Origin of the sequence: Bacillus sp. BPN334 (assembly GCF_008368885.1) — a bacterium.
GTDB classification, from domain to species: Bacteria; Bacillota; Bacilli; order Bacillales; family Bacillaceae_G; genus Bacillus_A; species Bacillus_A wiedmannii.
In genome coordinates this window covers 83,452-105,582 of sequence record NZ_QOZW01000018.1, presented here as the reverse complement: position 1 = coordinate 105,582, position 22,131 = coordinate 83,452, and the positions used below count along the sequence as shown (strand labels likewise).

The 22,131-nt window shown below is 35.4% G+C and carries 19 protein-coding genes; 7 read left to right on the top strand and 12 right to left on the bottom strand.

The genetic code is table 11. The features are described from left to right. Window positions 1-10: 10 nt before the first annotated feature. The gene (locus DN393_RS25175) at window positions 11-1,717 is read right to left on the bottom strand and encodes a putative bifunctional diguanylate cyclase/phosphodiesterase (RefSeq protein WP_064477103.1); all 1,707 of its coding nucleotides are present in this window, start codon (window positions 1,715-1,717) and stop codon (window positions 11-13) included. A 493-nt stretch (window positions 1,718-2,210) separates the two neighbouring features. After that, entirely contained in the window at window positions 2,211-2,552 is a 342-nt protein-coding gene (locus tag DN393_RS25170) for a hypothetical protein (RefSeq protein ID WP_064477104.1), read from the bottom strand. Window positions 2,553-2,942: 390 nt separating this feature from the next. Here DN393_RS25170 and DN393_RS25165 point away from each other — a divergent pair, with 390 nt between their 5' ends. The 3 genes from DN393_RS25165 (at window position 2,943) to DN393_RS25155 (ending at window position 7,380) form a co-directional block, all read left to right on the top strand. Next, entirely contained in the window at window positions 2,943-4,472 is a 1,530-nt protein-coding gene (locus DN393_RS25165) for a cardiolipin synthase (protein ID WP_149174055.1), read from the top strand. A gap of 127 nt (window positions 4,473-4,599) precedes the next feature. Further along, window positions 4,600-5,493 (top strand): ATP-binding protein, encoded by an 894-nt coding sequence (locus DN393_RS25160; protein WP_064477106.1) that lies wholly within the window; start codon window positions 4,600-4,602, stop codon window positions 5,491-5,493. Window positions 5,494-5,496: 3 nt separating this feature from the next. Continuing rightward, window positions 5,497-7,380, top strand: coding sequence for a vWA domain-containing protein (locus DN393_RS25155; RefSeq protein ID WP_149174054.1), 1,884 nt, complete (start codon window positions 5,497-5,499; stop codon window positions 7,378-7,380). A 39-nt stretch (window positions 7,381-7,419) separates the two neighbouring features. Here the strand turns inward: DN393_RS25155 and DN393_RS25150 are convergent, their stop codons facing one another. The 4 genes from DN393_RS25150 to DN393_RS25135 all read right to left on the bottom strand — a co-directional run bounded on the left by DN393_RS25150 (window position 7,420) and on the right by DN393_RS25135 (window position 10,683). Continuing rightward, window positions 7,420-7,842 (bottom strand): NUDIX hydrolase, encoded by a 423-nt coding sequence (locus tag DN393_RS25150; protein ID WP_149174053.1) that lies wholly within the window; start codon window positions 7,840-7,842, stop codon window positions 7,420-7,422. Then, window positions 7,829-8,371, bottom strand: a complete 543-nt coding sequence (pyrE, locus tag DN393_RS25145) for an orotate phosphoribosyltransferase (RefSeq protein WP_142289315.1) — start codon at window positions 8,369-8,371, stop codon at window positions 7,829-7,831. Before pyrE ends, DN393_RS25150 begins: the two co-directional genes overlap by 14 nt. A 111-nt stretch (window positions 8,372-8,482) precedes the next feature. Further along, window positions 8,483-9,448: an L-threonine 3-dehydrogenase gene (locus tag DN393_RS25140; protein WP_064477110.1), complete on the bottom strand. Its 966-nt coding sequence runs from the start codon at window positions 9,446-9,448 to the stop codon at window positions 8,483-8,485. 44 nt (window positions 9,449-9,492) lie between these two features. Continuing rightward, entirely contained in the window at window positions 9,493-10,683 is a 1,191-nt protein-coding gene (locus tag DN393_RS25135; RefSeq protein ID WP_000095903.1) for a glycine C-acetyltransferase, read from the bottom strand. Between the two features lie 212 nt (window positions 10,684-10,895). Between DN393_RS25135 and DN393_RS25130 the strand changes: the two genes are divergently transcribed. Next, entirely contained in the window at window positions 10,896-11,627 is a 732-nt protein-coding gene (locus tag DN393_RS25130) for a class I SAM-dependent methyltransferase (RefSeq protein ID WP_064477111.1), read from the top strand. A 32-nt stretch (window positions 11,628-11,659) separates the two neighbouring features. Here the strand turns inward: DN393_RS25130 and DN393_RS25125 are convergent, their stop codons facing one another. From DN393_RS25125 to DN393_RS25115, 3 genes are read right to left on the bottom strand one after another with little or no spacing between them, the layout of a single operon-like run. Continuing rightward, the gene (locus tag DN393_RS25125; protein ID WP_001167945.1) at window positions 11,660-12,481 is read right to left on the bottom strand and encodes an ABC transporter ATP-binding protein; all 822 of its coding nucleotides are present in this window, start codon (window positions 12,479-12,481) and stop codon (window positions 11,660-11,662) included. 12 nt (window positions 12,482-12,493) lie between these two features. Next, the gene (locus DN393_RS25120) at window positions 12,494-13,552 is read right to left on the bottom strand and encodes a FecCD family ABC transporter permease (protein WP_000760065.1); all 1,059 of its coding nucleotides are present in this window, start codon (window positions 13,550-13,552) and stop codon (window positions 12,494-12,496) included. Beyond that, window positions 13,549-14,553 (bottom strand): FecCD family ABC transporter permease, encoded by a 1,005-nt coding sequence (locus DN393_RS25115; protein WP_149174052.1) that lies wholly within the window; start codon window positions 14,551-14,553, stop codon window positions 13,549-13,551. Before DN393_RS25115 ends, DN393_RS25120 begins: the two co-directional genes overlap by 4 nt. A 172-nt stretch (window positions 14,554-14,725) precedes the next feature. On the opposite strand from DN393_RS25115, the gene DN393_RS25110 reads away from it, so the two are divergent. Continuing rightward, a complete protein-coding gene (locus DN393_RS25110) occupies window positions 14,726-15,691 on the top strand; it encodes an ABC transporter substrate-binding protein (RefSeq protein ID WP_000673897.1) in 966 nt (321 codons plus the stop codon). Window positions 15,692-16,072: 381 nt separating this feature from the next. Continuing rightward, entirely contained in the window at window positions 16,073-17,422 is a 1,350-nt protein-coding gene (locus DN393_RS25105; RefSeq protein ID WP_048562865.1) for a peptide MFS transporter, read from the top strand. A 43-nt stretch (window positions 17,423-17,465) separates the two neighbouring features. On the opposite strand, the gene DN393_RS25100 is transcribed toward DN393_RS25105, so the two are convergent. Together DN393_RS25100 and DN393_RS25095 are read right to left on the bottom strand one after the other, a co-directional pair. Beyond that, complete coding sequence (locus DN393_RS25100) at window positions 17,466-17,645, bottom strand: acid-soluble spore protein H (RefSeq protein WP_000382688.1); 180 nt, start codon at window positions 17,643-17,645, stop codon at window positions 17,466-17,468. Between the two features lie 191 nt (window positions 17,646-17,836). Next, complete coding sequence (locus DN393_RS25095) at window positions 17,837-18,124, bottom strand: ArsR/SmtB family transcription factor (protein WP_000081429.1); 288 nt, start codon at window positions 18,122-18,124, stop codon at window positions 17,837-17,839. 825 nt (window positions 18,125-18,949) lie between these two features. Here DN393_RS25095 and DN393_RS25090 point away from each other — a divergent pair. Next, entirely contained in the window at window positions 18,950-20,569 is a 1,620-nt protein-coding gene (locus tag DN393_RS25090) for an L-lactate permease (RefSeq protein WP_000109124.1), read from the top strand. 40 nt (window positions 20,570-20,609) lie between these two features. Here the strand turns inward: DN393_RS25090 and aspA are convergent, their stop codons facing one another. After that, window positions 20,610-22,043, bottom strand: coding sequence for an aspartate ammonia-lyase (gene aspA, locus DN393_RS25085; protein WP_064477112.1), 1,434 nt, complete (start codon window positions 22,041-22,043; stop codon window positions 20,610-20,612). Window positions 22,044-22,131 lie beyond the last annotated feature (88 nt).

Genomic DNA, 22,131 nt, shown 5'->3' with positions numbered 1-22,131 from the left:
CTTCTCTTTTTTATTCAAAATCTGTAATTAACTTTTCTTTTAACTCTCCTACAGATAAAGGTTTCGCATAATAAAATCCTTGTACATAATCACAACCCATAGATTGTAATAAACTTTCTTGCTCTACTGTTTCTACCCCTTCAGCAACTACTGCTAAATTTAAGCTATGGGCAATTTCAATAACAGATTTTACAATCGTTCGCTCTGGCTGTGCATGATCATAATGAAATTCACGAATAAAATTACGATCAATTTTCACTATATCCAGTGGTAGTTGTTTTAAATAATATAAGGAAGAATAGCCCGTTCCGAAGTCATCTAAAGCAATTAAAATACCCATATTTCTTAATTCTTGTAATGTAGCAATAATATAATCAAAATGGCGAACAGCGATACTTTCCGTTATTTCTAAAATTAAACGATTCGGTGGAAAGCCCGTTCTCCTTAAAATGCTACGTACAGATAAAATAAAACGCTTTTGCATTAATTGTTGTATGGATAAATTCACAGATAACCTTAATCCTTCTTCGTAATCTGGCAATGTTTTAAACAAGCGACATGACTTTTCTAATACCCAGTCTCCTAATTTTATAATAAGTCCAGATTCTTCAGCTACTGGAATAAATTCGCCTGGTGAAATAGGCCCTTCTTCTATCGAACAACGTGCTAAAGCCTCAATACCAGTATATTTCTTCGTTTTTAAATCAATAATAGGCTGCAGTGCCACGTCTAACTCTTCATCACGAATTGCCTTTTGCAAAGCGAATTCAATTTTCATTCTACGATTTATTTTCGCACGTAACTCATCTGTAAAGAAACACGCGGCATTTCTGCCTTGTTCTTTCGCGCTATACATAGCTAAATCCGAATTCTTTAATAGAGTTTCTACATCTTGACCATCTTGCGGATATGCGCACAGTCCTAGACTAGCTGAAATGTATACTTCATGACCTTCAAGCATAAATGGTGCCTGAAAACATGACAACACAGATGTCGCTAGCTGCCTCATCGCATCTTGTGTATGACTTTTTGTTAACAGCACAAATTCGTCGCCACCCAGCCTAGCCAGAACGTCTTTCTCTCCTAGCACATAATGCAACCGTGAAGCAACTTCGCTTAAAAGTAAATCCCCTATCATATGACCTAGCGTATCGTTTACTAATTTAAAACGATCCAAATCAAAGTAAATCATACCAAATTCTTTTTTTCCTGCAATCATCTCGTTTACAGTCGTTATTAGCTGCAATCGGTTCGGTAAACTCGTTAAAGCATCATGATACGCAAGCTCCCTATAACGACTTTCACTTAACCGCAACCTCTGTTCTGCTTCTTTCCTACTACTAATATCATTTCGGATCGCGATAAATTGATATGGCTCTCCTTTTTCATTTAAAAACGGAACAATTGTTGTTTTAACCCAATAATACGTCCCATCTTTTGCTTGATTTCGAATCTCACCTCTCCATACTTTTCCGTTCAAAATACGCTTCCATAGAATTTGAAAAAATGTTTTCGGGTGATATCCTGAATTTAAAATACGATGATCTTTTCCTATTAACTCTTCTCGTGTATATTTGGAGATTTCACAAAACTTATCATTTACATATGTAATAAGACCATTTCGGTCTGTAATTGCAACAATTGAAGACTCATCTAATGCTAACTTTAAATCTCGCAATGAAGAGTCATATAATGCATGACCTCTTTGTTCTAGCATGCGCATCTCTCCTTGCTTCCTATCTGACTAAAACACAACTTGTTTCTCTTCATAGAAATAGAGATATTTCATTTCTTAATAATGGCTATTTGCATTCATCACATTTTGAAATATGCCGATTAAAATAACATAATATTATTTGTAATAAAAAGCAATATAATACCGTTTCAATTATAAATAGTGGTTTCTTATCGCTATAATTAGCTTACTTTATTATACATTATTCATTCTCTTACATTCCTTTATAGCTAGCTCTATACAATGCCTATTCCCTATTAATCCCGCTCATATCTAACCTCTTTACTTTACTAGCGAAATAGAAGTTCGAGCACACTATACAACTATTCACGGATAATAATATAAAAGTTAAAATTAGTATATATGTTTTTGAATTACAATAATAAAATATTAACATATTTTCACCTTTATTTTGGAAATATTTTATAAATAATTACTTTATTAAACTAAAAAAGAGGAAAGCCTCTTTTTTAGTTTAATACGGATATGGTATTTGCTGATACCCCGGATATGGAGTTGGATATGGTGCTGGGTATGGCGCTGGATAAGTTACTGGGTACGGTGCTGGATAGTAGCCTCCACTTGCTGCACCCGTTAATGCGCCAGCTGTAAGTCCACCTAACACGCCTCCAGCAAAACTTCCTGGGAAAAATCCACCGCCCCATGAGCCGCCACCCCAGCCCCATCCACCTCCGTGATGGTGGTGATGATCATGGTGATTGTGCCCTCCATGGTGGTGATGTCCGCCGTTATGGTTGTGCCCTCCATGAGGATGATGATTACGATAATACAATCCGTTATTTTCTATATAATTCATTATTCCCCTCTCCTTTTCCATTTTCTCATCTTAATAGGTATTGTATGAATAGTACGGACCTTGTTAGTAACCTATATAATAAGAAAGAATCCGTATAATACGAATAACCATATCCTCGGCTTCATCATGTACCTGTTACAAATCCATGATATGGTTATCCCCGTTCCTATATAAAGGACAAATGTTTTGTCCCCCCCTACACTGTTTATTAACCAGCAAATAGCAGGATAATAACGTAACAATATACTGTATGTAGGACAAATGCGGAAAGCATGGGGAAAATGTCTATATTTTGTAAAAAAAACAAAACACTTTATAATAAGAATGTCGGATTATACCTTTTTATATAAGAAGTCTATATTTAAGAAAGATTAGAGGAATTTTATAAAAATGAAGAAGCCTATCGTTCAATTATTATTGGTATTTACAATTATATCTATCGTACTCTTACTTTTAGATACGTCTATCCTCTCACTATATACCTTTGTCGGTGCATTATGGTCTCTTACAATCATAGGGATATCTTTCGTTATTTTTATTGAAAATAGATCCCCACAAAGCACTTTAGCATGGTTTTTAGTACTAGCACTTCTCCCTGTTGTTGGTGTGCTTTTATATGCGCTTTTCGGACGTAGCCGTTGGAGAAGAAAAAAACATCTACATCGTTCAGAAGAGCAAAGAAAATTATTCCGTGAAATATTAGAAGGAAGACGAGTAGAATTGTCACTCACAGTCCCCTTACATGAACGTTCTATGCATTTAACAAAAGTCGTACAAAAATTTGGAGGCGGACCTGCCGCAGATAAAACAACTACAAAACTTTTAACAAATGGCGATCAAACCTTTTCAGAAATTTTGCAAGCTATCGAGCAAGCAAAACATCACATACATATTCAATACTATATTTATAAATCTGATGAGATTGGTACGAAAGTTCGAGATGCTTTAATAAAAAAAGCAAAATCTGGTGTTATTGTACGCTTTCTTTATGATGGACTCGGAAGTAACACTTTAAGAAGACGCTTTTTAAAACCTATGAAAGAAGCTGGTATTGAAATTGTAGAATTTGACCCTATTTTTTCAGCTTGGTTACTTGAAACTGTCAATTATCGTAACCATCGAAAAATCGTTATTGTAGATGGAGAAATCGGTTTTACTGGTGGACTCAACGTCGGTGATGAATATCTTGGCCGTTCAAAAAAATTTCCCATTTGGCGTGATAGTCATTTAAAAATAGAAGGAAAAGCGTTATATAAATTACAAGCAATTTTTCTAGAAGATTGGCTCTATGCCTCTAGTGGATTGAATACTTATTCTTGGGATCAATTTATGAATAGACAATACTTCCCAGGTAAAGAAATTTCAAGTGCAGAAGGTGCTGTGCAAATTGTAGCCAGCGGGCCTAGCTCAGATGATAAAAGCATTCGCAATACATTATTAGCTGTTATGGGATCTGCAAAAAAATCGATTTGGATCGCTACACCTTACTTTATTCCAGATCAAGAAACTTTAACATTATTACGTTTAAGTGCAATATCTGGCATAGATGTACGCATTTTATATCCTGGTAAAAGTGATAGTATTATTAGTGATCAAGCATCTCAGTCCTACTTCACTCCGCTTTTAAAAGCTGGTGCTTCCATTTATAGTTATAAAGATGGTTTTATGCATGCAAAAATTGTACTCGTTGATGATAAGATCGCGACAATTGGAACGGCAAATATGGACGTACGCAGCTTTGAATTAAATTATGAACTTATTAGCGTACTATATGAATCAGAAACCGTTCGTGATATTAAACATGATTTTGAAGACGACTTTAAGCATTCCACTGAAATTAAATGGAACGCATTCCAAAAAAGAAGTATCAAAAAACGAATATTAGAGTCTTTCATGCGACTCATTTCTCCTTTACTGTAAGCAATCAATGTAATATTGATTGCTTTTTCTTTTCCATTTCCCCTCTCTCCTTTTCTTTGCATACCATATTAAAACAAGTTATCATAAGATGTATTACTTTATGAAAATAATGTTAGGTGGGAAATACATGTTAGAACAATTTCATATACATGCTGATTTAAAACAACAGCTCTCAACCATTCACGAAAAAAATAAACAAGAAGCTGGTGAAAATGCACATTTAATTGGAAAGAAAATATATAAAGCATCTGATAACAGCATTATTGAAGATGCTATTACAGCGCTTCTTCTTGGCAAAAACATTCTATTAAAAGGGCCGACTGGTAGTGGTAAAACAGTACTAGCTGAAACTCTTTCTTCTTTATTCCAAAAACCAATGCATAGCATTAACTGTTCTGTTGACCTAGATGTAGAAGGTATTTTAGGATACAACACACTACAAACGAAAGATGGTGCATCTGAAGTTACATTCGTTAACGGCCCTCTTATGAAAGCAATGAAGAACGGTCATTTCCTATATATTGATGAAATCAATATGGCAAAACCTGAAACGTTACCACTTCTTCACGGTGCATTAGATTACCGTAAAATGATTACAAATCCGTTTACACAAGAAGTTGTATATGGCGATGAGGAGTATCGTGTAATTGCAGCAATTAATGAAGGTTACGTTGGAACAAGTGAACTAAACGAAGCATTAAAAAACCGTTTCGTTATTATTGAAGTTCCATACATTCAAGGTGACACATTAAAAGAACTATTACTATCTGAATCAAAATTAAATGATGTTGCAACAATTGAAAAGTTCGTTGCATTTGCAAGCGACCTTATGCCTTTAGCTCGTGATGGGCGTGTAAGTGAAGAAGCAGCAAGTATTCGTGGCATTATCGACGCATGTGATTTAGGTGTATATATTCCTGTTATGCGTGCAATTGAACGTAGTATTATCGCAAAATTAAACGATGAAACAGAACAAATGACTGTCCGTGAATTAGCAGAAAGTTATTTCTTTGAGGGATAATTCATGAGACAAATTTTTAGTGACAAAAAAATTGATGCGTCGCTGTTTCTACAAATGGAAAACTTAATGTATGCTCTTCTAAAAGAAGACGATGCCTACCTTGAGTATGGCTATAAAGCATACTACGACGAAATTGAAAAAAAGGTTGTCATTAGTCACTTTTGGGATGATCGAAAAGAAGAGGATACAGTAATCGGATTAAAAAGCGAAGTGTTTTTAAAAGCACTTGGTAATAAACATTACTCGGACATGACTTTAATTCGTTCTTATGCGATTGAATTACAAGAATCACCCTTAAAAAAGTTTTTAACACAATTATTTGTTCTATTAGAAGATTTACGTGTTGAGGAAATCGTAAAAAACTTACGCCCTGGCACAAAGCATGTTTTTAAAAGAAGAAAAGAAATGTATCGCAATTACTTTGGTTCACAAAATGAAATCAATCGTGTTCGTAACTATCACGGTGATCGTCTATTTTGTCTCTGCTATCTTTCATTAACGAGCGATAAATATGAAATGTTTAATAATGAATATTTCGAGCAAATTGAAGCAATTTTGCATGAAACATTCCAAGCTCGTAATACAGAAGACATTATGTATATCGTTGAAAAAATTCGCTATCGTTTAGAAGGACTTCTTGAAAGTGATATGCTTAATAATTATTTCGGACATGCACCGCTTTATTTATCTGTTATTACAGATGAGAAAGACAGTCGCGCTGAAAAATTAGCAAATGATGATACGCAGCTCATAGATGACGATGATAGCAAAAATAAAATGGATGAAAGTTTCTCCACATGGCACCGTGAAAATAAAAACAATGAAAACGAGAACTTTTTACGCTTTGATTTAGAAAGCGGAACGAAAACAAATATGATGGGTGATTCTGCTCGTGAATCAGAAAATGGCGACCAAGCACTTGGTTCTGTACAAGGTACTTCTCAAAAAAGTACACAATCCAACTTTGATGGCGCTGATACAGAAGAAGCAAGAGCTTCACACGCTTCTAGCCAAAACGAGGGTGCATACGGTAAGTATAACGTTGGTGCTTCTCATATATTTAAAGAAGCTCGCAAATCAAATCCTGATGAAAAAAAGGATTACCAAGCTATCAAATCAGTTGTTAATAAAGATGTAAAAGAATTAAAGAAAATTATCGAAAAAACGATTGAAAATAAAACGAATGCAAATAGTGATAAATATTACGGAAGACTTCGTAAGAAATTCCTTCGTATTTATACTGAAAAGCAGCCGCGCATGTTTTATAAAAAAGGCCAGGAATCACAAGAACTTGACGTTGCATTCCAATTACTAGTGGACTGCTCTGGTTCTATGTATAACAAAATGGAAGAAACGAAAAAGAGTGTGGTCCTATTCCATGAAGCGTTGAAATCTTTAAAAATCCCGCACGCTATTAGCGGATTTTGGGAAGATGCTTCTAGTGCTAAGCCTGAAGATAAGCCAAACGTTATCCATGAAGTTGTAACGTATAAAAACTCAACGTTACCAAACGTTGGTCCAGAAATTATGCAGCTTCGCGAAGAAGAAGATAACCGCGACGGATATATTATTCGTATCGTTTCTGAAAAACTTGCAAAAAGACCAGAAAAGCATAAATTCTTACTTGTCTTTACAGACGGTGAGCCTTCTGCGCTAGACTATCAACAAGACGGTATTTTAGATACGCATGAAGCTGTCAAACTTGCTCGTAAAAGTGGTATGGAAGTAATCGGAATCTTCATCGAAGAAGGCGAAGCAAAAGAAGCAACTTATCAATTAATGAAGAATATTTATAACCATCACTTCTTAGTTGCAAATCATGCTGAAGATTTACGTCTGAAGATTAAACCACTATTGAAAAAGTTATTACTGAAGACGATTGAATAGAAAAACAGGAGCGTTGTCGCTCCTGTTTTTTCCTTTCAATCACTTTGTTTCTGGTTGAAACTTGTATGGAATAGCTACTTCTAATAATGCCTCGAATCCGCCATCATAGAATGGGAATCGTTCATTTGCGATCGTTCGATCCACCCACTCTATTGCGGAAATTTCTTCGTCATCTTCCGCAATCAATTCACCCTTTACTACATTTGCTCGGAATGTAAAAAATAGCGCATGATTCCCTAATTCTTCAAAGAATTTTTCATTAATCGCAACAAGTCCACCTGCCACAGCAGTTAAACCTGTCTCTTCTTTTACTTCTCTTATTAGTGCTTCCTCTAATATTTCACCTTTTTCCACAGCCCCGCCTGGCAATGACCAAACATTTTGTTCTACATTATGTACCATTAATATTTTATCTGTTTCTTCATCATGTATTAGTGCATATACGACGTCAACTCTTTGCATGTTGCTTTTCTCCTTCAATTAACTCATCCATTGTAAATAAAGAATGTAGCTGTAAGCCATCTTCTAATAAGTTATCTCTTCCCTCTTTCGTTCGTTCAATGACGCCTAGAACATGATGTACTTTCGCACCTAGTTCTCTTAAATCTTTCGTACTTAATAATATTTGACCACCTGTCGTAATAACATCCTCAACGACACAAACATTTTTCCCAGCAATATTAACGCCTTCTGCTAACTTACATGTACCATACTTCTTCGCTTCTTTTCTTACAAATACAACAGGTATACCTGTTTGTAAAGATAATGCTGTCGCTACTGGAATTCCTCCCATCTCTAAACCCGCGAGTACTTCTGTCTCAGGAGGAATGAGCTCTTTCAATTGTTTAGCAATTTCTAATAACAGTACTGGATTAGATTCAAATAAGTACTTATCAAAGTATTGATTTGATACTTGTCCTGATCGAAGCTTAAATGTTCCCGTTAAACGTGACGTATTATAAATTTCCTTTGCTAACTCCCATTTCTCCATTGTATCTCTCCCCTTTATGCACAAATTAACTCATTCTATCACATTTGCAATTATTTCTATATTCCCAAATTACAAATAAAAGGGTCAATTCCTAAGAATCGACCCTTCCTATTAATTCATCACTAACTCAGCTGTGAGCTTTTTTTTTAACTTAGCCAACATGTCCGTTGTCATTTTGTCTAAATCATATTCTGCTTTAAAGTCCCACTCTTTCATTGCTGCTGTTGCATCAATAGAGTTTGGCCAGCTATCAGCGATTGTTTGACGAGCAGGATCTACAGCGTAATCCATTGTAAACGTCGGGATGTGTTTACGAATTGATGCTGCGATTTGCTCTGGCTCAAAGCTCATCGCTGTAATATTGAACGCGTTTCTATGCACAAGTTTACTTGGATCAGCTTCCATTAATGAAATGATCGCTTGTAAAGCATCCGGCATGTACATCATATCCATGTATGTTCCTTCTGCAATGTATGAGGTGTATGTGCCTTTTTTAATCGCCTCATAATAAATTTCAACCGCATAATCAGTTGTTCCGCCTCCTGGAGGAGCTACGTAAGAAATTAAACCTGGGAAACGTACACCGCGCGTATCAACGCCAAACTTTTGATGATAATAATCACATAGTAATTCTCCTGCTACTTTGTTTACCCCATACATCGTAGTAGGACGCTGAATTGTATCTTGTGGCGTATTATCTTTCGGTGTTGATGGACCGAATGCACCGATAGAACTGGGCGTGAAAAACTTACAGTTTAATTCACGAGCTGCTTCTAATGCATTTACAAGTCCACCCATATTTAAATTCCAAGCAAATAACGGATTTTTTTCTGCTGTTGCTGAAAGTAAAGCTGCTAAATGAATAATTGTATCTACTTCATTACGCTTTGCAATATCATGTAGTTTTTGTCCATCTGTTACATCTAACGTTTCAAATGGACCAGACGTTACTACTTCACTATCTGTTTCACGAATATCTGTTGCAATAACATTTGATGCACCGTATACATCACGAAGTTTCATTACTAGTTCAGAACCAATTTGCCCTAAAGAACCGGTTACTAGAATTTTTTTCATTTTCCCCACTCCTCATTTGCAAGCTATTCAAAAGATGTCGTTACTTAAATGATGCCCATTTCTTTCCCTACTTTTTCATACTTACGAATTGCTTCATCTAACATTTCTTTCGTATGAGCTGCTGTAGGCATATTACGAACGCGTCCTTTTCCTTTAGCTACAGTTGGGAACACGATAGATTTTGCATATACGCCTTCTTCATTTAAACGTTTACTAAATTCTTGTGTTAATACTTCGTCACCAATAATACAAGGTGTAATTGGCGTTTCACTTTCTCCAATGTTAAAGCCAAGTTCTTTTAACCCTTGTTTTAAATAGCGGCCATTTTCCCATAAACGATCATGTAACTCTGTGCTTTCCATTAAAATTTCAATTGATCGCATACATGCAGCTGCATCAGCCGGTGTTAATGCTGTAGAGAATAAGAATGGACGTGAACGAACTTTTAACCAGTCAATTAAGTTTTGTTTCCCTGCTACATATCCACCAATTACCCCAATTGCTTTTGATAATGTTCCAATTTGGAAATCAACTTTATCAGATAGACCGAAATGCTTTACAGTTCCTGCACCTTTTCCAAGTACACCTGAACCGTGTGCATCGTCTACATATGTCATTAAATCTAATTCTTCTGCAATCTCAACAATTTCTGGTAATTTTGCAACATCTCCATCCATTGAGAAGACACCGTCTGTAATTACCATTAATTTATTGTAAAGACCTGATTCTTTCGCCGCGATTGCTTTTTGGCGTAAATCTTCCATATCAGAATGTTTATAAACAATAATTTTTGCTTTTGATAGACGACTACCATCAATAATAGAAGCATGGTTTAATTCGTCTGAAAGAATCGCATCATTTTTATCCATAACGGCTGAAATCGCTGCCATATTACAGTTAAATCCTGATTGGTAAGCAATTGCTGCTTCTGTATGTTTAAACTTTGCAATTGTCTCTTCTAATTTAATATGCAAATCTAAAGTACCGTTAATTGTACGAACAGCTCCTGCTCCAACGCCGTACTTATGAATTGCACCAATTGCTGCTTCTTGCAAACGACTATCTGTTGCTAATCCAAGATAGTTGTTTGAAGATAAGTTAATATATTCTTTTCCGCCAATTGTAATGATCGGTCCATTTGAACTCTCAAGCGGATCAATTACGTTATAAAGCCCCTTTGATTTTAAATCCTCTAAATTTTCTTCTAAAAATTTCGCAAGTGTTTTACTAGACATTGTGAAGCCTCCCATCGTTCATGTAAGCGAATTATTGTCTTAATAGTTCTAATAATCCCTCTACTAGCTTAACACGTTTTCAGGATTTATTATAGAAAAATAGTTTAAAGTAACCGCTTACAATTCTAGATTATATATGATTCATTACAAGAAATCTATCATTTACTTTTCATATTTGGTAGAATAAAAAAATATTTAAGGGGGCTTCAATCATGGCATTTACTGAATCTGATGTATATAATAACGAAGCATTTTTTGAACAATATATGAAACGAAGATACCGAGAAAATAGCCCAAATGAATCACTTGAAAAACCAGCCTTCTTTCAACTCATTGGTGATGTGAAAGGAAAGAAAATCCTCGATTTAGGCTGCGGTGACGCCAAGTTTGGCGAGGAATTATTAGAGAATGGCTGCCACTCTTACACTGGTATTGAGGGCTCCGAACTTATGTATGAAAAAGCTAAAAAACAACTAGAAAATAAAAATGGAACCGTCCATTGTTTAAACCTCAAAGACTACACATACCCTCCTTCTACTTTTGATTTAGTAACGTCTAGACTCGCCTTACATTATATTGAACATCTTCCTATCATTTTTCAAAATGTGTACGAAGCTTTAAAAACAAATGGAACCTTTACTTTTAGTGTTCAACACCCTGTTATTACCTCTTCATTTGAAAGCTTGCAAACGAGCGGGAAAAGAACGAGCTGGCTCGTCGATGATTATTTTAAAATTGGCGAACGGGTTGAGCCATGGATTGACCAAGAAGTTATTAAATACCATCGTACAACAGAAGAGTATTTTACATTGTTACAACAAGCCGGGTTTACGATTACAAACATAAAAGAAGCCACACCAAATCAAACTTATTTTCAGAGTGAAGAAGAATATGAACGACGTTTACGAATTCCCCTCTTCCTTTTATTTTCTTGCCGCAAATAAAAAAGACGATGAATCCTCATCGCCTTTTTTATTTAACTCATTACTTGAGCAACCTCTTTACGTACACGTCTTCCTTTTCCATGCGGGATGCAAAGTGGTGTCCCAAATAACGGATCCGTACTGATTTGACATTCCATTCGGAATACATCACGTACTAGCTTCTCATCTACTACTTCTTCCGGCTTACCTTGTGCATATATTTGTTTATCTTGAATGGCTACAATATTATCTGCATAACGGCATGCTAAATTTAAATCGTGTAATACCATAACAATTGTTCTTTGTTCTGTTTCATTTAATTCGAATAATAAATCTAGCACTTCAATTTGGTGAGTCATATCTAAATATGTAGTAGGCTCATCCAGTAAAATAATATCTGTATCTTGTGCAAGCGTCATTGCAATCCAAGCACGTTGTCGTTGTCCACCTGAAAGAGCATGCACATCACGCTCAGCAAATTCTGTCATACCTGTTGCTGCGAGTGCTTTTTGTACCATTTCCTCATCTTTTTCTGACCATTGCTTCAGCCACGTTTGATATGGATAACGCCCTTGCTTTACAAGTTGCAATACTGTAAGCCCTTCTGGAGCTTGCGGTCCTTGCGGTAAAATTGCCATTTGACGAGCGATTTGCTTCGTTTGCATACTTTGAATGGCTTGATTATCTAGCAAAATGTCACCAGTTGTTGGCTTTAATAATCTAGCTAGTGAACGTAATAAAGTTGATTTTCCACAACCGTTAGAACCGATAAAGATTGTAATTTCGCCTTTTGGAATTTCTAAATTCAACTCATCAATAATAATTGCTTCACCATAAGACAGCGTCAAACGTTTCGTCTCCAATGCTTTTTGCATATTCATCTCCCTTTATGAATTCCGACTTTTATAAAGTAAATAAATAAAATAAGGTGCACCAATTGCTGATGTAAATACCCCTGCTGGAATTTCAAGTGGTGTGAAAACTGTACGCCCGATTAAATCTGCAGCAAGTACTAAAATTGCACCAACAATAGCCGCAACTGGGAGTAATGCACCGTATAAAGAACCAACTAGTCTTCGTGAAATATGAGGTGCCATTAAACCGACAAACCCAATTCCTCCGGCGAAGGCAACTGCGCCACCAATTAAAGCTGTACTCAGTAATAACATGAATACGCGTGACTTCGTTAAAGGAACACCAAGTCCTACCGCAATATCATCCCCTAGCTCTTGCGCATTTAAATGCCTAGCAGCTATAAATGATATTACCGTTAAAATGAGAACCCACGGCGCAAGCACCATAACGTTTTGCCATGAAGAACCGTAAACAGTACCTGTAATCCATACATTCGCTTGACTCGCTTGATAAATTGGCGCTAACAACATAAACAAAGTCGTTGCCGCTTTCGTTAATGCCCAAAAACCAACACCAATTAAAACAAGACTAATCGGTGATAATCCGTCATTTCTCCATGCAAATAAATATACAAAAAGCGCTACAATCGTTGCCCCAGCGAAGGCTGCTAACGGCATATAATGAATGCTTACGGTTAGCGCATTATTTTTATCACTAAATATAGCTAAAAATAATACAACTGCAACACTTGCACCACCTGTAATCCCAATGATATCAGGAGAAGCCAGTGGATTTCGAACGAGACCCTGTAAAATACATCCTGCTACTGCAAGTGCGATTCCTACAAGGATGGCAATTAAAATACGCGGCATACGAAACTTATTTACAACCATATTAGACATCGCATCGCCATTTCCAGTGATTGCTTGCCATACATCATAAGGAGCAATTTTCATGTCTCCCATACCTGCACTCGCAAAAAATAATCCTATTAAAACAACTAGTAAACTGAATAAGACGAGACAAGCTCGTTTATACATTAAAAACGAGAGCCCGCCTTTTCCTATACGAAACGGAATATACTTCTTCATTTGCTAAGCCCTCTCTTACGTGCAATATAAATAAAGAATGGTGCCCCGATAAATGCTGTCATAACCCCTACCGGTACTTCTTGTGGCATAATGACATATCTTGCTGCTATATCAGCTAAGATTAATAGTATTGCACCTAACAACCCGCTATACGGTACTCTCCACCTGTGATCTACTCCAACAAGAAATCTGGCAAAATGCGGAGTAATAATACCAATAAATCCAATCGGACCAGCGACTGCAACTGAACCACCAGACAACAGGACAATAATAAGTAACACGAATGATTTCATTAAAATTGTTCGTTGTCCAAGCCCCTTCGCGACGTCTTCCCCCATCATCAATGTATTTACTTTCCCTGCCATCATAATAGATGCGATCCAGCCTATTAATAAATATGGGAATACAGATTGTAAAATTTCTAACTTTCTTCCTTGCACAGATCCGGCAAGCCAAAATAATACTTCTTCAAGCGCCTTTTCATTTAACACAAGTAATCCTTGTGTTAATGATGAAAATAACGCACTAATTGCGACCCCTGCTAATGTTAACTTAAGAGGCGTTGTCCCTTCTTTTCCTAAAGAACTAGAAGCGAATACAAGGATTGCAGCAACTGCTGCCCCTAAAAAGGCAATCCAAGTAAAAGCTGACAATGATGTAACAGAAAAAACCACAATTGCTACAACTATGAAAAACGCAGCGCCTGAATTTAATCCAATAAAATCTGGAGAAGCAAGTGGATTCTTCGTTAAAGTTTGCATAAGACAACCAGCAATGGCTAAACTAGCACCAACACTAGCTGCAATTAGTGCCCTTGGTAGACGCACATTTTGAATAATAATATGTTCATTGGAACCATTAAAATGGAAAAAAGTATCTAACGCTAATTTCCAACTCGTATTTGTATATCCGAAAATAATACTTCCCCAAATACAAATAATGACTGCAATGATTCCAACAAATAACCCAATCCATTTTGCTTGATATGTTTTTAATAACATGCAGCGTTTCCCCTTCAATGTATAATGATACGTTGTAAGTGTATTTCAACTTAATTCTCATTGTCAACGATAATGAGAACTATTTTCATTGATATGTATTGACAATCAAAAGATAAAAGCTTAATATCATGCTTGCTATTGAAAAAACTTCTCAGTATGTAGGGGGTACATAATGAAATTCGTGCAAAAGAAATCGTTTACAGTATTTGTATTTTTACTAGCCTTTTCACTACTTTTAAGTGCTTGTGGAAAATCAAATACGAAAGAAGAATCAAAAGAAGATACGAAAAAAGAAATGATTACTGTGGAACATGCAATGGGTAAAACAGAAGTTCCCGCTAGTCCAAAACGTGTAGTTATTCTAACAAATGAAGGCACTGAAGCTTTACTCGAGTTAGGTGTAAAACCAGTTGGGGCTGTGAAATCTTGGACTGGTGATCCATGGTATCCACATATTAAAGATAAAATGAAAGATGTAAAGGTTGTTGGTGATGAAGGGCAAGTGAACGTGGAAACAATCGCTTCCTTAAAACCAGACTTAATTATCGGTAACAAAATGCGTCACGAAAAAGTGTACGAGCAACTAAAGGCAATTGCACCTACTGTGTTCTCTGAAACGCTACGTGGTGAATGGAAAGATAACTTCAAATTTTATGCAAAAGCATTAAATAAAGAAAAAGAAGGTCAAAAGGTTTTAGCTGATTACGATAAACGTATGAAAGATTTAAAAACTAAACTAGGCGATAAAGTAAATCAAGAAATCTCTATGGTTCGCTTTATGCCTGGTGATGTTCGTATTTATCACGGTGATACATTCTCTGGTGTTATTTTAAAAGAACTTGGATTTAAACGTCCTGGAGATCAAAATAAAGATGACTTTGCAGAGCGTAACGTATCTAAAGAACGTATTTCAGCAATGGACGGCGATGTATTATTCTACTTCACATTCGATAAAGGAAACGAGAAAAAAGGTTCTGAATTAGAAAAAGAATATATCAATGATCCTCTATTTAAAAATTTAAATGCAGTGAAAAACGGTAAAGCATACAAAGTTGACGACGTTATTTGGAATACAGCCGGTGGTGTAATGGCTGCTAACCTACTATTAGATGATATCGAAAAACGCTTTGTTAAATAATATTTCCTTAACCAGCTCCTCTTCTATGGAGCTGGTTATTTTTCAATTCACTTAAATGTCACATTATTTCATTTTGTATTTTTATTCCCAATATGTTATATTATAAAAGTAAATAGAATATATTTTCTCTATATCAGAATAAATATTTTAATCTAAATTTTCTGATTAATCACTATTTTATTTTCTTTTAGAATTCAATTATTACATTTGAAAACGCTTATCATCTCGTTTTCAGGGCAAAATACAGTAACGGTCGAAGAAAAATAGAACTTTTTCAGAAATTTTCTTTCTATTTCCATATAATTCTATTGACTTCTAAATATTTTGTGAATTAAAATAATTACATAAATATCCGTTATACAGAATTAGGGGGAAACAAACATGGATGCAGCTTTAAAATTAGACAAAGCTGGAGAGCAACAATCACCAAAAAAACATCCACCAGGATTATATTTGTTGTTCTTTACAGAGGCATGGGAAAGATTTAGTTATTACGGAATGCGTGGCTTATTAGTTCTTTATTTAACAACGAGCTTAGTAAGCGGCGGTTTAGGATTTGATAAAGCAGTTGCTGTACAAATATACGGTATTTTCACAATGTTAGTATACTTCACACCAATTATCGGTGGTTGGTTAACTGACCACTTCATTACGAAACGCCATGCCATTACTATTGGTGGTATCATTATGGCAATTGGTAACTTTGTACTATTTTCAATGAACACTAAAACTGGACTATTTTTAGGATTAGGATTATTAGTTATTGGTAACGGATTCTTCAAACCAAATATTTCGACTTTATTAGGTCAATTATATAGCGAAAACGATTCTCGTCGTGATAGTGCCTTCACTATCTTCTACATGGGAATTAACTTAGGGGCTCTTATCGCTCCATTCATTTGCGGTTACTTCGCAGATTATAGATACGGTTTCTTAACAGCTTGTATCGGTATGATCATTGGACAGCTTGCTTTTAATTTCTTAGCACCTCGTTACTTAGGATCTATCGGAACAACTGTTGTCGGTAAACAATCTAAAGAAAAAAATGCAAAAGCAATTGAGAAAAAACCTTTAACAACACAAGAGAAAAAGCGTACAACTGCGATTTTAATTTTAACTTGTTTCGTTGTATTCTTCTGGGCAGGATTTGAACAAGCTGGTAGTTCTTTAACACTTTACACAGATAAGTTCGTGGATCGTACAATTGGTGGATTTACAATTCCAACACCTTGGTTCCAATCTGTAAACCCACTATTCATTATCTTACTAGCATTACCGGTTTCTGCATTATGGATTAAACTTTCAAAAACGAAAAATGGTGACTTAAAAATCCCAACAAAAATGGCATTTGGTATGATCTTACTAGGGATTGGATATTTAGTACTAACTTTAGCTGTATTAAAAACTGGTAGCGATGAAGGTAACATTGCAATGAAAGCAAACTTACTATTCATTGTATTCACTTACATGTTCCATACAATCGGTGAATTATTCTTATCACCAATCGGACTTTCTATGGTAAGTGCAATCGCTCCTGTTAAATTAGCATCATTATTAATGGGTGTATGGTTAGCTGGTACTGGCTTCGCAAACTTATTAGCAGGACAATTAGCTGCTTTCACTCAATCTTTAGGATATTTAGAAGTATTCGCAAGCATCGGTGTTATCGTAATCGTGCTAGGATTAGTACTTCTTATGTTCTCTAAGAAAATTGCACATATGATGGAATAAGAAATAAAAAGACGCTTCTAAACCTTTAGAAGCGTCTTTTCTATTACTTCTCCTCTAAAGCCGTCACGTTCACGTGAACGCTTTCTCCAGGATTAGATACATCATATACTTGAGCAACTCCACTCTGCTCGTCACAGCTCTCAATCCATACTGGTACGCCCTCATATGTAACGTCAATGCTACTTGAAGAAGATAAGATTTGTTTCACACGTTTTACATCCATACTACTATTCCTCCTTTTCCTTACTACACTCCCTTCTATCTTTTCTTTTCCCTTTAGAATATATTCCATATAACAACATGTAAATTGATAGCCTTTTCTTCCTTACATGCTAACATTTACTCTCATATCACCTTTCTGACAAATAAAAAAAGACGTAGATCCCATACGTCTTTTTCCATAATATTCAAATTTTAAGAAAATAATGTTTTTACAACTTCACTTACTTTATCATTATGAATTTGATAATACACTTCTAGTCCTCGTCTTTCAAAGCGCACTACTTTATTTTGTTTTAATTTCGTTAAATGTTGCGAAACCGTTGATTGTGGAATTTCTAACACTTCCTGTAATTGTGTTACGTTACAAGTTCCACGTTGCATTAGTTCCATTACTAGGCGTAAACGTAACGGATGCGCTAACGCTCTTAACATTTGTACATCTTCTTCTGAAATACGACATTCGAATTGATTTTGGCTCATAAAGTTCCCCTCATTTTCGTTTTTATTTTCTTTTTATTTATTTATATATCTGTTCTTATATTTCCTGTTACGACATAACTTTATCAACCTATAAAGCTGAAAATTTTTTCCACCTTTATCAGGAAAGAATTCAGGAAAAATTCCTTGCTGATTTTGAATATTATACTATATGATATAATGAAAAAGCAAAAGTAAGGGCTATGAATACTTTGCTTACAAACGTTGTTTTATCAGGCTTTTTGTTATATTTTCACCTCACTGCAACGTACAGTAATGATATTGTAAAATATCGTCTATAATTGATAACCTTTCGTAACGTATTTGGGTTATATTTAACCTCTTTGTTATGCTAAAAGGAATTTTCAGTAAAAAGAGATACTGTAACATTAAAAATTAACTTATTTCTTTTTAAATTCGTATTCAATAGCTTGAACTGTGATGAAATACTTCCTAATTAAATGCATTTGCTTTCTCTACCTTACTAGATCAACTCGGGCGAGCATGTTACCACCTATCAAAGCTTAAGTATTCCAACACCCTATATACTTGATGTAAAGACGTCATCTAACATATAAAATTAATGATATACGAACAAATAAAACAATATAGAAATAACTTCAAAAAGCAAACTCAAATCTATTGGAGTTTGCTTTTTGTCTACTTTATGAACAAAGCATTTCTTTTAATACTATTATGGAATAATTATACTTTTTTACGTTGACAATAGTGTTGAAGGAGAATATACTAAGCATGTAAGTTGATTGTGAATTGTTTCACAAATAATGTGAATTTCTTCACATAAAATAGATAGGAGTTGTCATTATTATGAGTACTTGGACACAAATTTATGACCCATTAAACAATATTTGGTTATCTGCACTAATCGCAGCACTTCCAATTTTTTGCTTCATCATTTGTTTAATGGGACTGAAAATGAAAAGTTACATGGCTGGTCTTTACAGTGTGATTGTCGCTATTATTCTTGCTATATTCGTTTATAAAATGCCAGCAACTGTAGCTGTAGCATCTGCCGGATTCGGCGTTTTATCTGGATTTTATCCAATTTGTACTATCGTTATCGCAGCAATTTTCCTTTACAAATTAACTGTTAAAACAGAGCAATTCAACATTATTCGTGATAGTATTTCAAGCATTACAAATGATCAACGTTTACAAGTATTATTAATCGCTTATTCTTTCGGTGCTTTCTTAGAAGGCGCAGCTGGTCTAGGGGTTCCAGTTGCTATTACAGCTGCATTACTTGTAGGTATGGGCTTTAATCCATTAAAAGCAGCAGGTATTTGTTTAGTAGCTAACATCGCTGGTGGTGCTATGGGTGCTATGGGTATCCCAGTTACAGTGCCAGCACAATTAACTGAGCTAGACGCATTAACTATCGGTCGTCAAACTGTTCTTATTTTACCATTCATTAGTATTGTTTTACCTTTCTTACTTGTTTCAATGGTTGATGGAATTAAAGGTATTAAAGAAACTTGGCAAGGTATTCTTGTAAGTGGTTTTTCTTTCGCTATTACTCAGTTCCTTGTGACTTACTTCTTAGGTGCAGAACTTACTAATATTTTCGCAGCCGTTGTAAGTATGGTTTCTCTAGCATTATTCTTACGTGTTTGGCAACCAAAATCTTCTTCTACAGAAGAAAAACAAGAAAAACAAGAATCTCATACATTCAATCAAATTTTATATGCTTGGTCTCCATTCGTATTCTTAACTGCATTCGTAACAATCTTTAATTTAAAACCAATTAAAGCTTTATTTGCTCCGGATGGTGCACTAGCAAACTTAGTATTTAACATTCAGTTCCCTGGTCTTCATAATGCTGTTATGAAAACTACACCAATTACAAAAGCTGATACACCTTTCGCAGCTGTTTTCAAGTTTGATGTATTCTCATCTACAACTACTGCAATCGTATTAGCAATTATTGTTTCACTTATCGTTTACCGCGTAAAAGGTAAAATGGTTAAAGAATTAATAGTAGAAACAATGAAAGAACTAAAAGCTCCAGTATATACAATCTGTAGCGTTATCGCTTTAGCTTACGTAGAGAACTACTCTGGTATGTCATCTACACTTGGACTTGCATTCTCTTCTACTGGTAATGCATTCCCAGTTCTTTCTCCAATCTTAGGATGGATTGGCGTATTCATTACAGGATCAGTAGTATCAAGTGGTTCATTATTCGCACCGCTTCAAGCAGTAACTGCAGATCAATTAAACATCGTTCCTTCTACACTTGTTGCATTAAACGTAGTAGGTGGTACAATGGCAAAAATGGTTTCACCACAATCTGTGGCAGTTGCTTGTGCAGCAGTTGGACTAGTTGGTAAAGAATCTGCCCTATTTAAAACAGCGATGAAATACAGTTTAATTTTCTTAGCTATCATTAGCTTACTTCAATTAAACGCTGTATTTAATATCTTTTAAAAATAAAACACCGATCCAAATGGATCGGTGTTTTTTCACATTACATCTTCTTATTCTTTAATAAAGAAGCTCCAGCAATTTCAGGATGCGTCATTTCGAATGGATCTAAAATAATATCCAATTCTTCTTCTGTCAGTACACCATGTTCTAAACATAACTCCCTAACAGATTTTCCTGTTTCAATTGCTTCACGTGCAATACGAGATGCTGCTTCATAACCAATATGAGGATTAACTGCTGTAATAATTCCAACACTTTTCTCAACATATTGCTTCAGCAATTCTTCATTTGCTGTAATTCCTTTAATACAATATTCAAGGAATACACGGAATCCGTTATTCATAATACTAATAGATTGAATTAAATTAAATACGAGTACAGGCTCCATTACGTTTAACTCTAATTGGCCTGCTTCTGATGCTAAGCAAATTGTATGATCATTACCAATTACTTGGAAAGCAACTTGATTAATTACTTCTGCCATAACAGGATTTACTTTACCTGGCATAATAGATGAACCTGGTTGACGAGCTGGTAATTGAATTTCTGCCAATCCAACACGTGGACCAGATGCCATAATACGAAGGTCATTCGCAATTTTAGACATATTCATCATACATACTTTTAATGCCGCAGATACTTCTGTATATGCATCTGTGTTTTGCGTTGCATCAACTAAATGCTCTGCACCAACAAGTGGGAATCCGCTAAATGTTCGTAAATGTTTAACTACTTGTTCAATGTACGTAGGGTTTGCATTTAATCCCGTACCAACAGCTGTCGCCCCCATGTTCACTTCATATAAATGTTGGCGAGACTGTTTAATTCTTTTTATATCACGTTCAAGCACTCGGCTATACGCTTCAAATTCTTGTCCAAGACGAATCGGAACAGCATCTTGTAAATGTGTACGCCCCATTTTAATGACGTGGTCGAACTCTTTTGCTTTTGCACGGAAAGCAGCATGAAGTTCTTCCATTGTAATAAGAAGTTCTTCTAACATCATAAGAGTTGCAATATGAATTCCCGTTGGAAACGCATCATTCGTTGATTGAGCCATGTTTACATGCGTGTTTGGGCTAATTTTCGCATACTCGCCTTTTTCATATCCCATACGTTCTAACGCTCGATTAGCAATTACTTCATTTGTATTCATATTAATAGAAGTTCCAGCACCGCCTTGGATTGGATCCACGATAAATTGATCATGGAATTTTCCATCAACAATTTCTTGCGCTGCTTCTGCAATTTCATGTCCAATGTCTTTAGCTAAGTAACCAGTATCCATATTTGCAAGTGCCGCCGCTTTTTTCACAATTGCCATTGCCGTAATGAGTGACGGATGAATACGATATCCTGTAATCGGGAAGTTTTCTACAGCACGTAATGTTTGTACCCCATAATAAGCTATACTCGGTACTTCCTTTTCGCCTAAAAAATCTTTTTCTATACGTATATCCTTCGTTGCTATCATTTTCATCACCTATACTTTTCATTCTAAATCCTTATCTAAAAAATCCGCCCTCTAAAAATACGAGTATCATTTAGAAGAATTTTTCAGT

What these genes read in the sequence shown, in the direction of transcription:
- DN393_RS25175 (WP_064477103.1), bottom strand. Translation starts at nt 1,717, where the DNA reads ATGCTAGAACAAAGAGGTCATGCATTATATGACTCTTCATTGCGAGAT.
- DN393_RS25170 (WP_064477104.1), bottom strand. Translation starts at nt 2,552, where the DNA reads ATGAATTATATAGAAAATAACGGATTGTATTATCGTAATCATCATCCT.
- DN393_RS25165 (WP_149174055.1), top strand. Translation starts at nt 2,943, where the DNA reads ATGAAGAAGCCTATCGTTCAATTATTATTGGTATTTACAATTATATCT.
- DN393_RS25160 (WP_064477106.1), top strand. Translation starts at nt 4,600, where the DNA reads ATGTTAGAACAATTTCATATACATGCTGATTTAAAACAACAGCTCTCA.
- DN393_RS25155 (WP_149174054.1), top strand. Translation starts at nt 5,497, where the DNA reads ATGAGACAAATTTTTAGTGACAAAAAAATTGATGCGTCGCTGTTTCTA.
- DN393_RS25150 (WP_149174053.1), bottom strand. Translation starts at nt 7,842, where the DNA reads ATGCAAAGAGTTGACGTCGTATATGCACTAATACATGATGAAGAAACA.
- pyrE (WP_142289315.1), bottom strand. Translation starts at nt 8,371, where the DNA reads ATGGAGAAATGGGAGTTAGCAAAGGAAATTTATAATACGTCACGTTTA.
- DN393_RS25140 (WP_064477110.1), bottom strand. Translation starts at nt 9,448, where the DNA reads ATGAAAAAAATTCTAGTAACCGGTTCTTTAGGGCAAATTGGTTCTGAA.
- DN393_RS25135 (WP_000095903.1), bottom strand. Translation starts at nt 10,683, where the DNA reads ATGTCTAGTAAAACACTTGCGAAATTTTTAGAAGAAAATTTAGAGGAT.
- DN393_RS25130 (WP_064477111.1), top strand. Translation starts at nt 10,896, where the DNA reads ATGGCATTTACTGAATCTGATGTATATAATAACGAAGCATTTTTTGAA.
- DN393_RS25125 (WP_001167945.1), bottom strand. Translation starts at nt 12,481, where the DNA reads ATGCAAAAAGCATTGGAGACGAAACGTTTGACGCTGTCTTATGGTGAA.
- DN393_RS25120 (WP_000760065.1), bottom strand. Translation starts at nt 13,552, where the DNA reads ATGAAGAAGTATATTCCGTTTCGTATAGGAAAAGGCGGGCTCTCGTTT.
- DN393_RS25115 (WP_149174052.1), bottom strand. Translation starts at nt 14,553, where the DNA reads ATGTTATTAAAAACATATCAAGCAAAATGGATTGGGTTATTTGTTGGA.
- DN393_RS25110 (WP_000673897.1), top strand. Translation starts at nt 14,726, where the DNA reads ATGAAATTCGTGCAAAAGAAATCGTTTACAGTATTTGTATTTTTACTA.
- DN393_RS25105 (WP_048562865.1), top strand. Translation starts at nt 16,073, where the DNA reads ATGGATGCAGCTTTAAAATTAGACAAAGCTGGAGAGCAACAATCACCA.
- DN393_RS25100 (WP_000382688.1), bottom strand. Translation starts at nt 17,645, where the DNA reads ATGGATGTAAAACGTGTGAAACAAATCTTATCTTCTTCAAGTAGCATT.
- DN393_RS25095 (WP_000081429.1), bottom strand. Translation starts at nt 18,124, where the DNA reads ATGAGCCAAAATCAATTCGAATGTCGTATTTCAGAAGAAGATGTACAA.
- DN393_RS25090 (WP_000109124.1), top strand. Translation starts at nt 18,950, where the DNA reads ATGAGTACTTGGACACAAATTTATGACCCATTAAACAATATTTGGTTA.
- aspA (WP_064477112.1), bottom strand. Translation starts at nt 22,043, where the DNA reads ATGATAGCAACGAAGGATATACGTATAGAAAAAGATTTTTTAGGCGAA.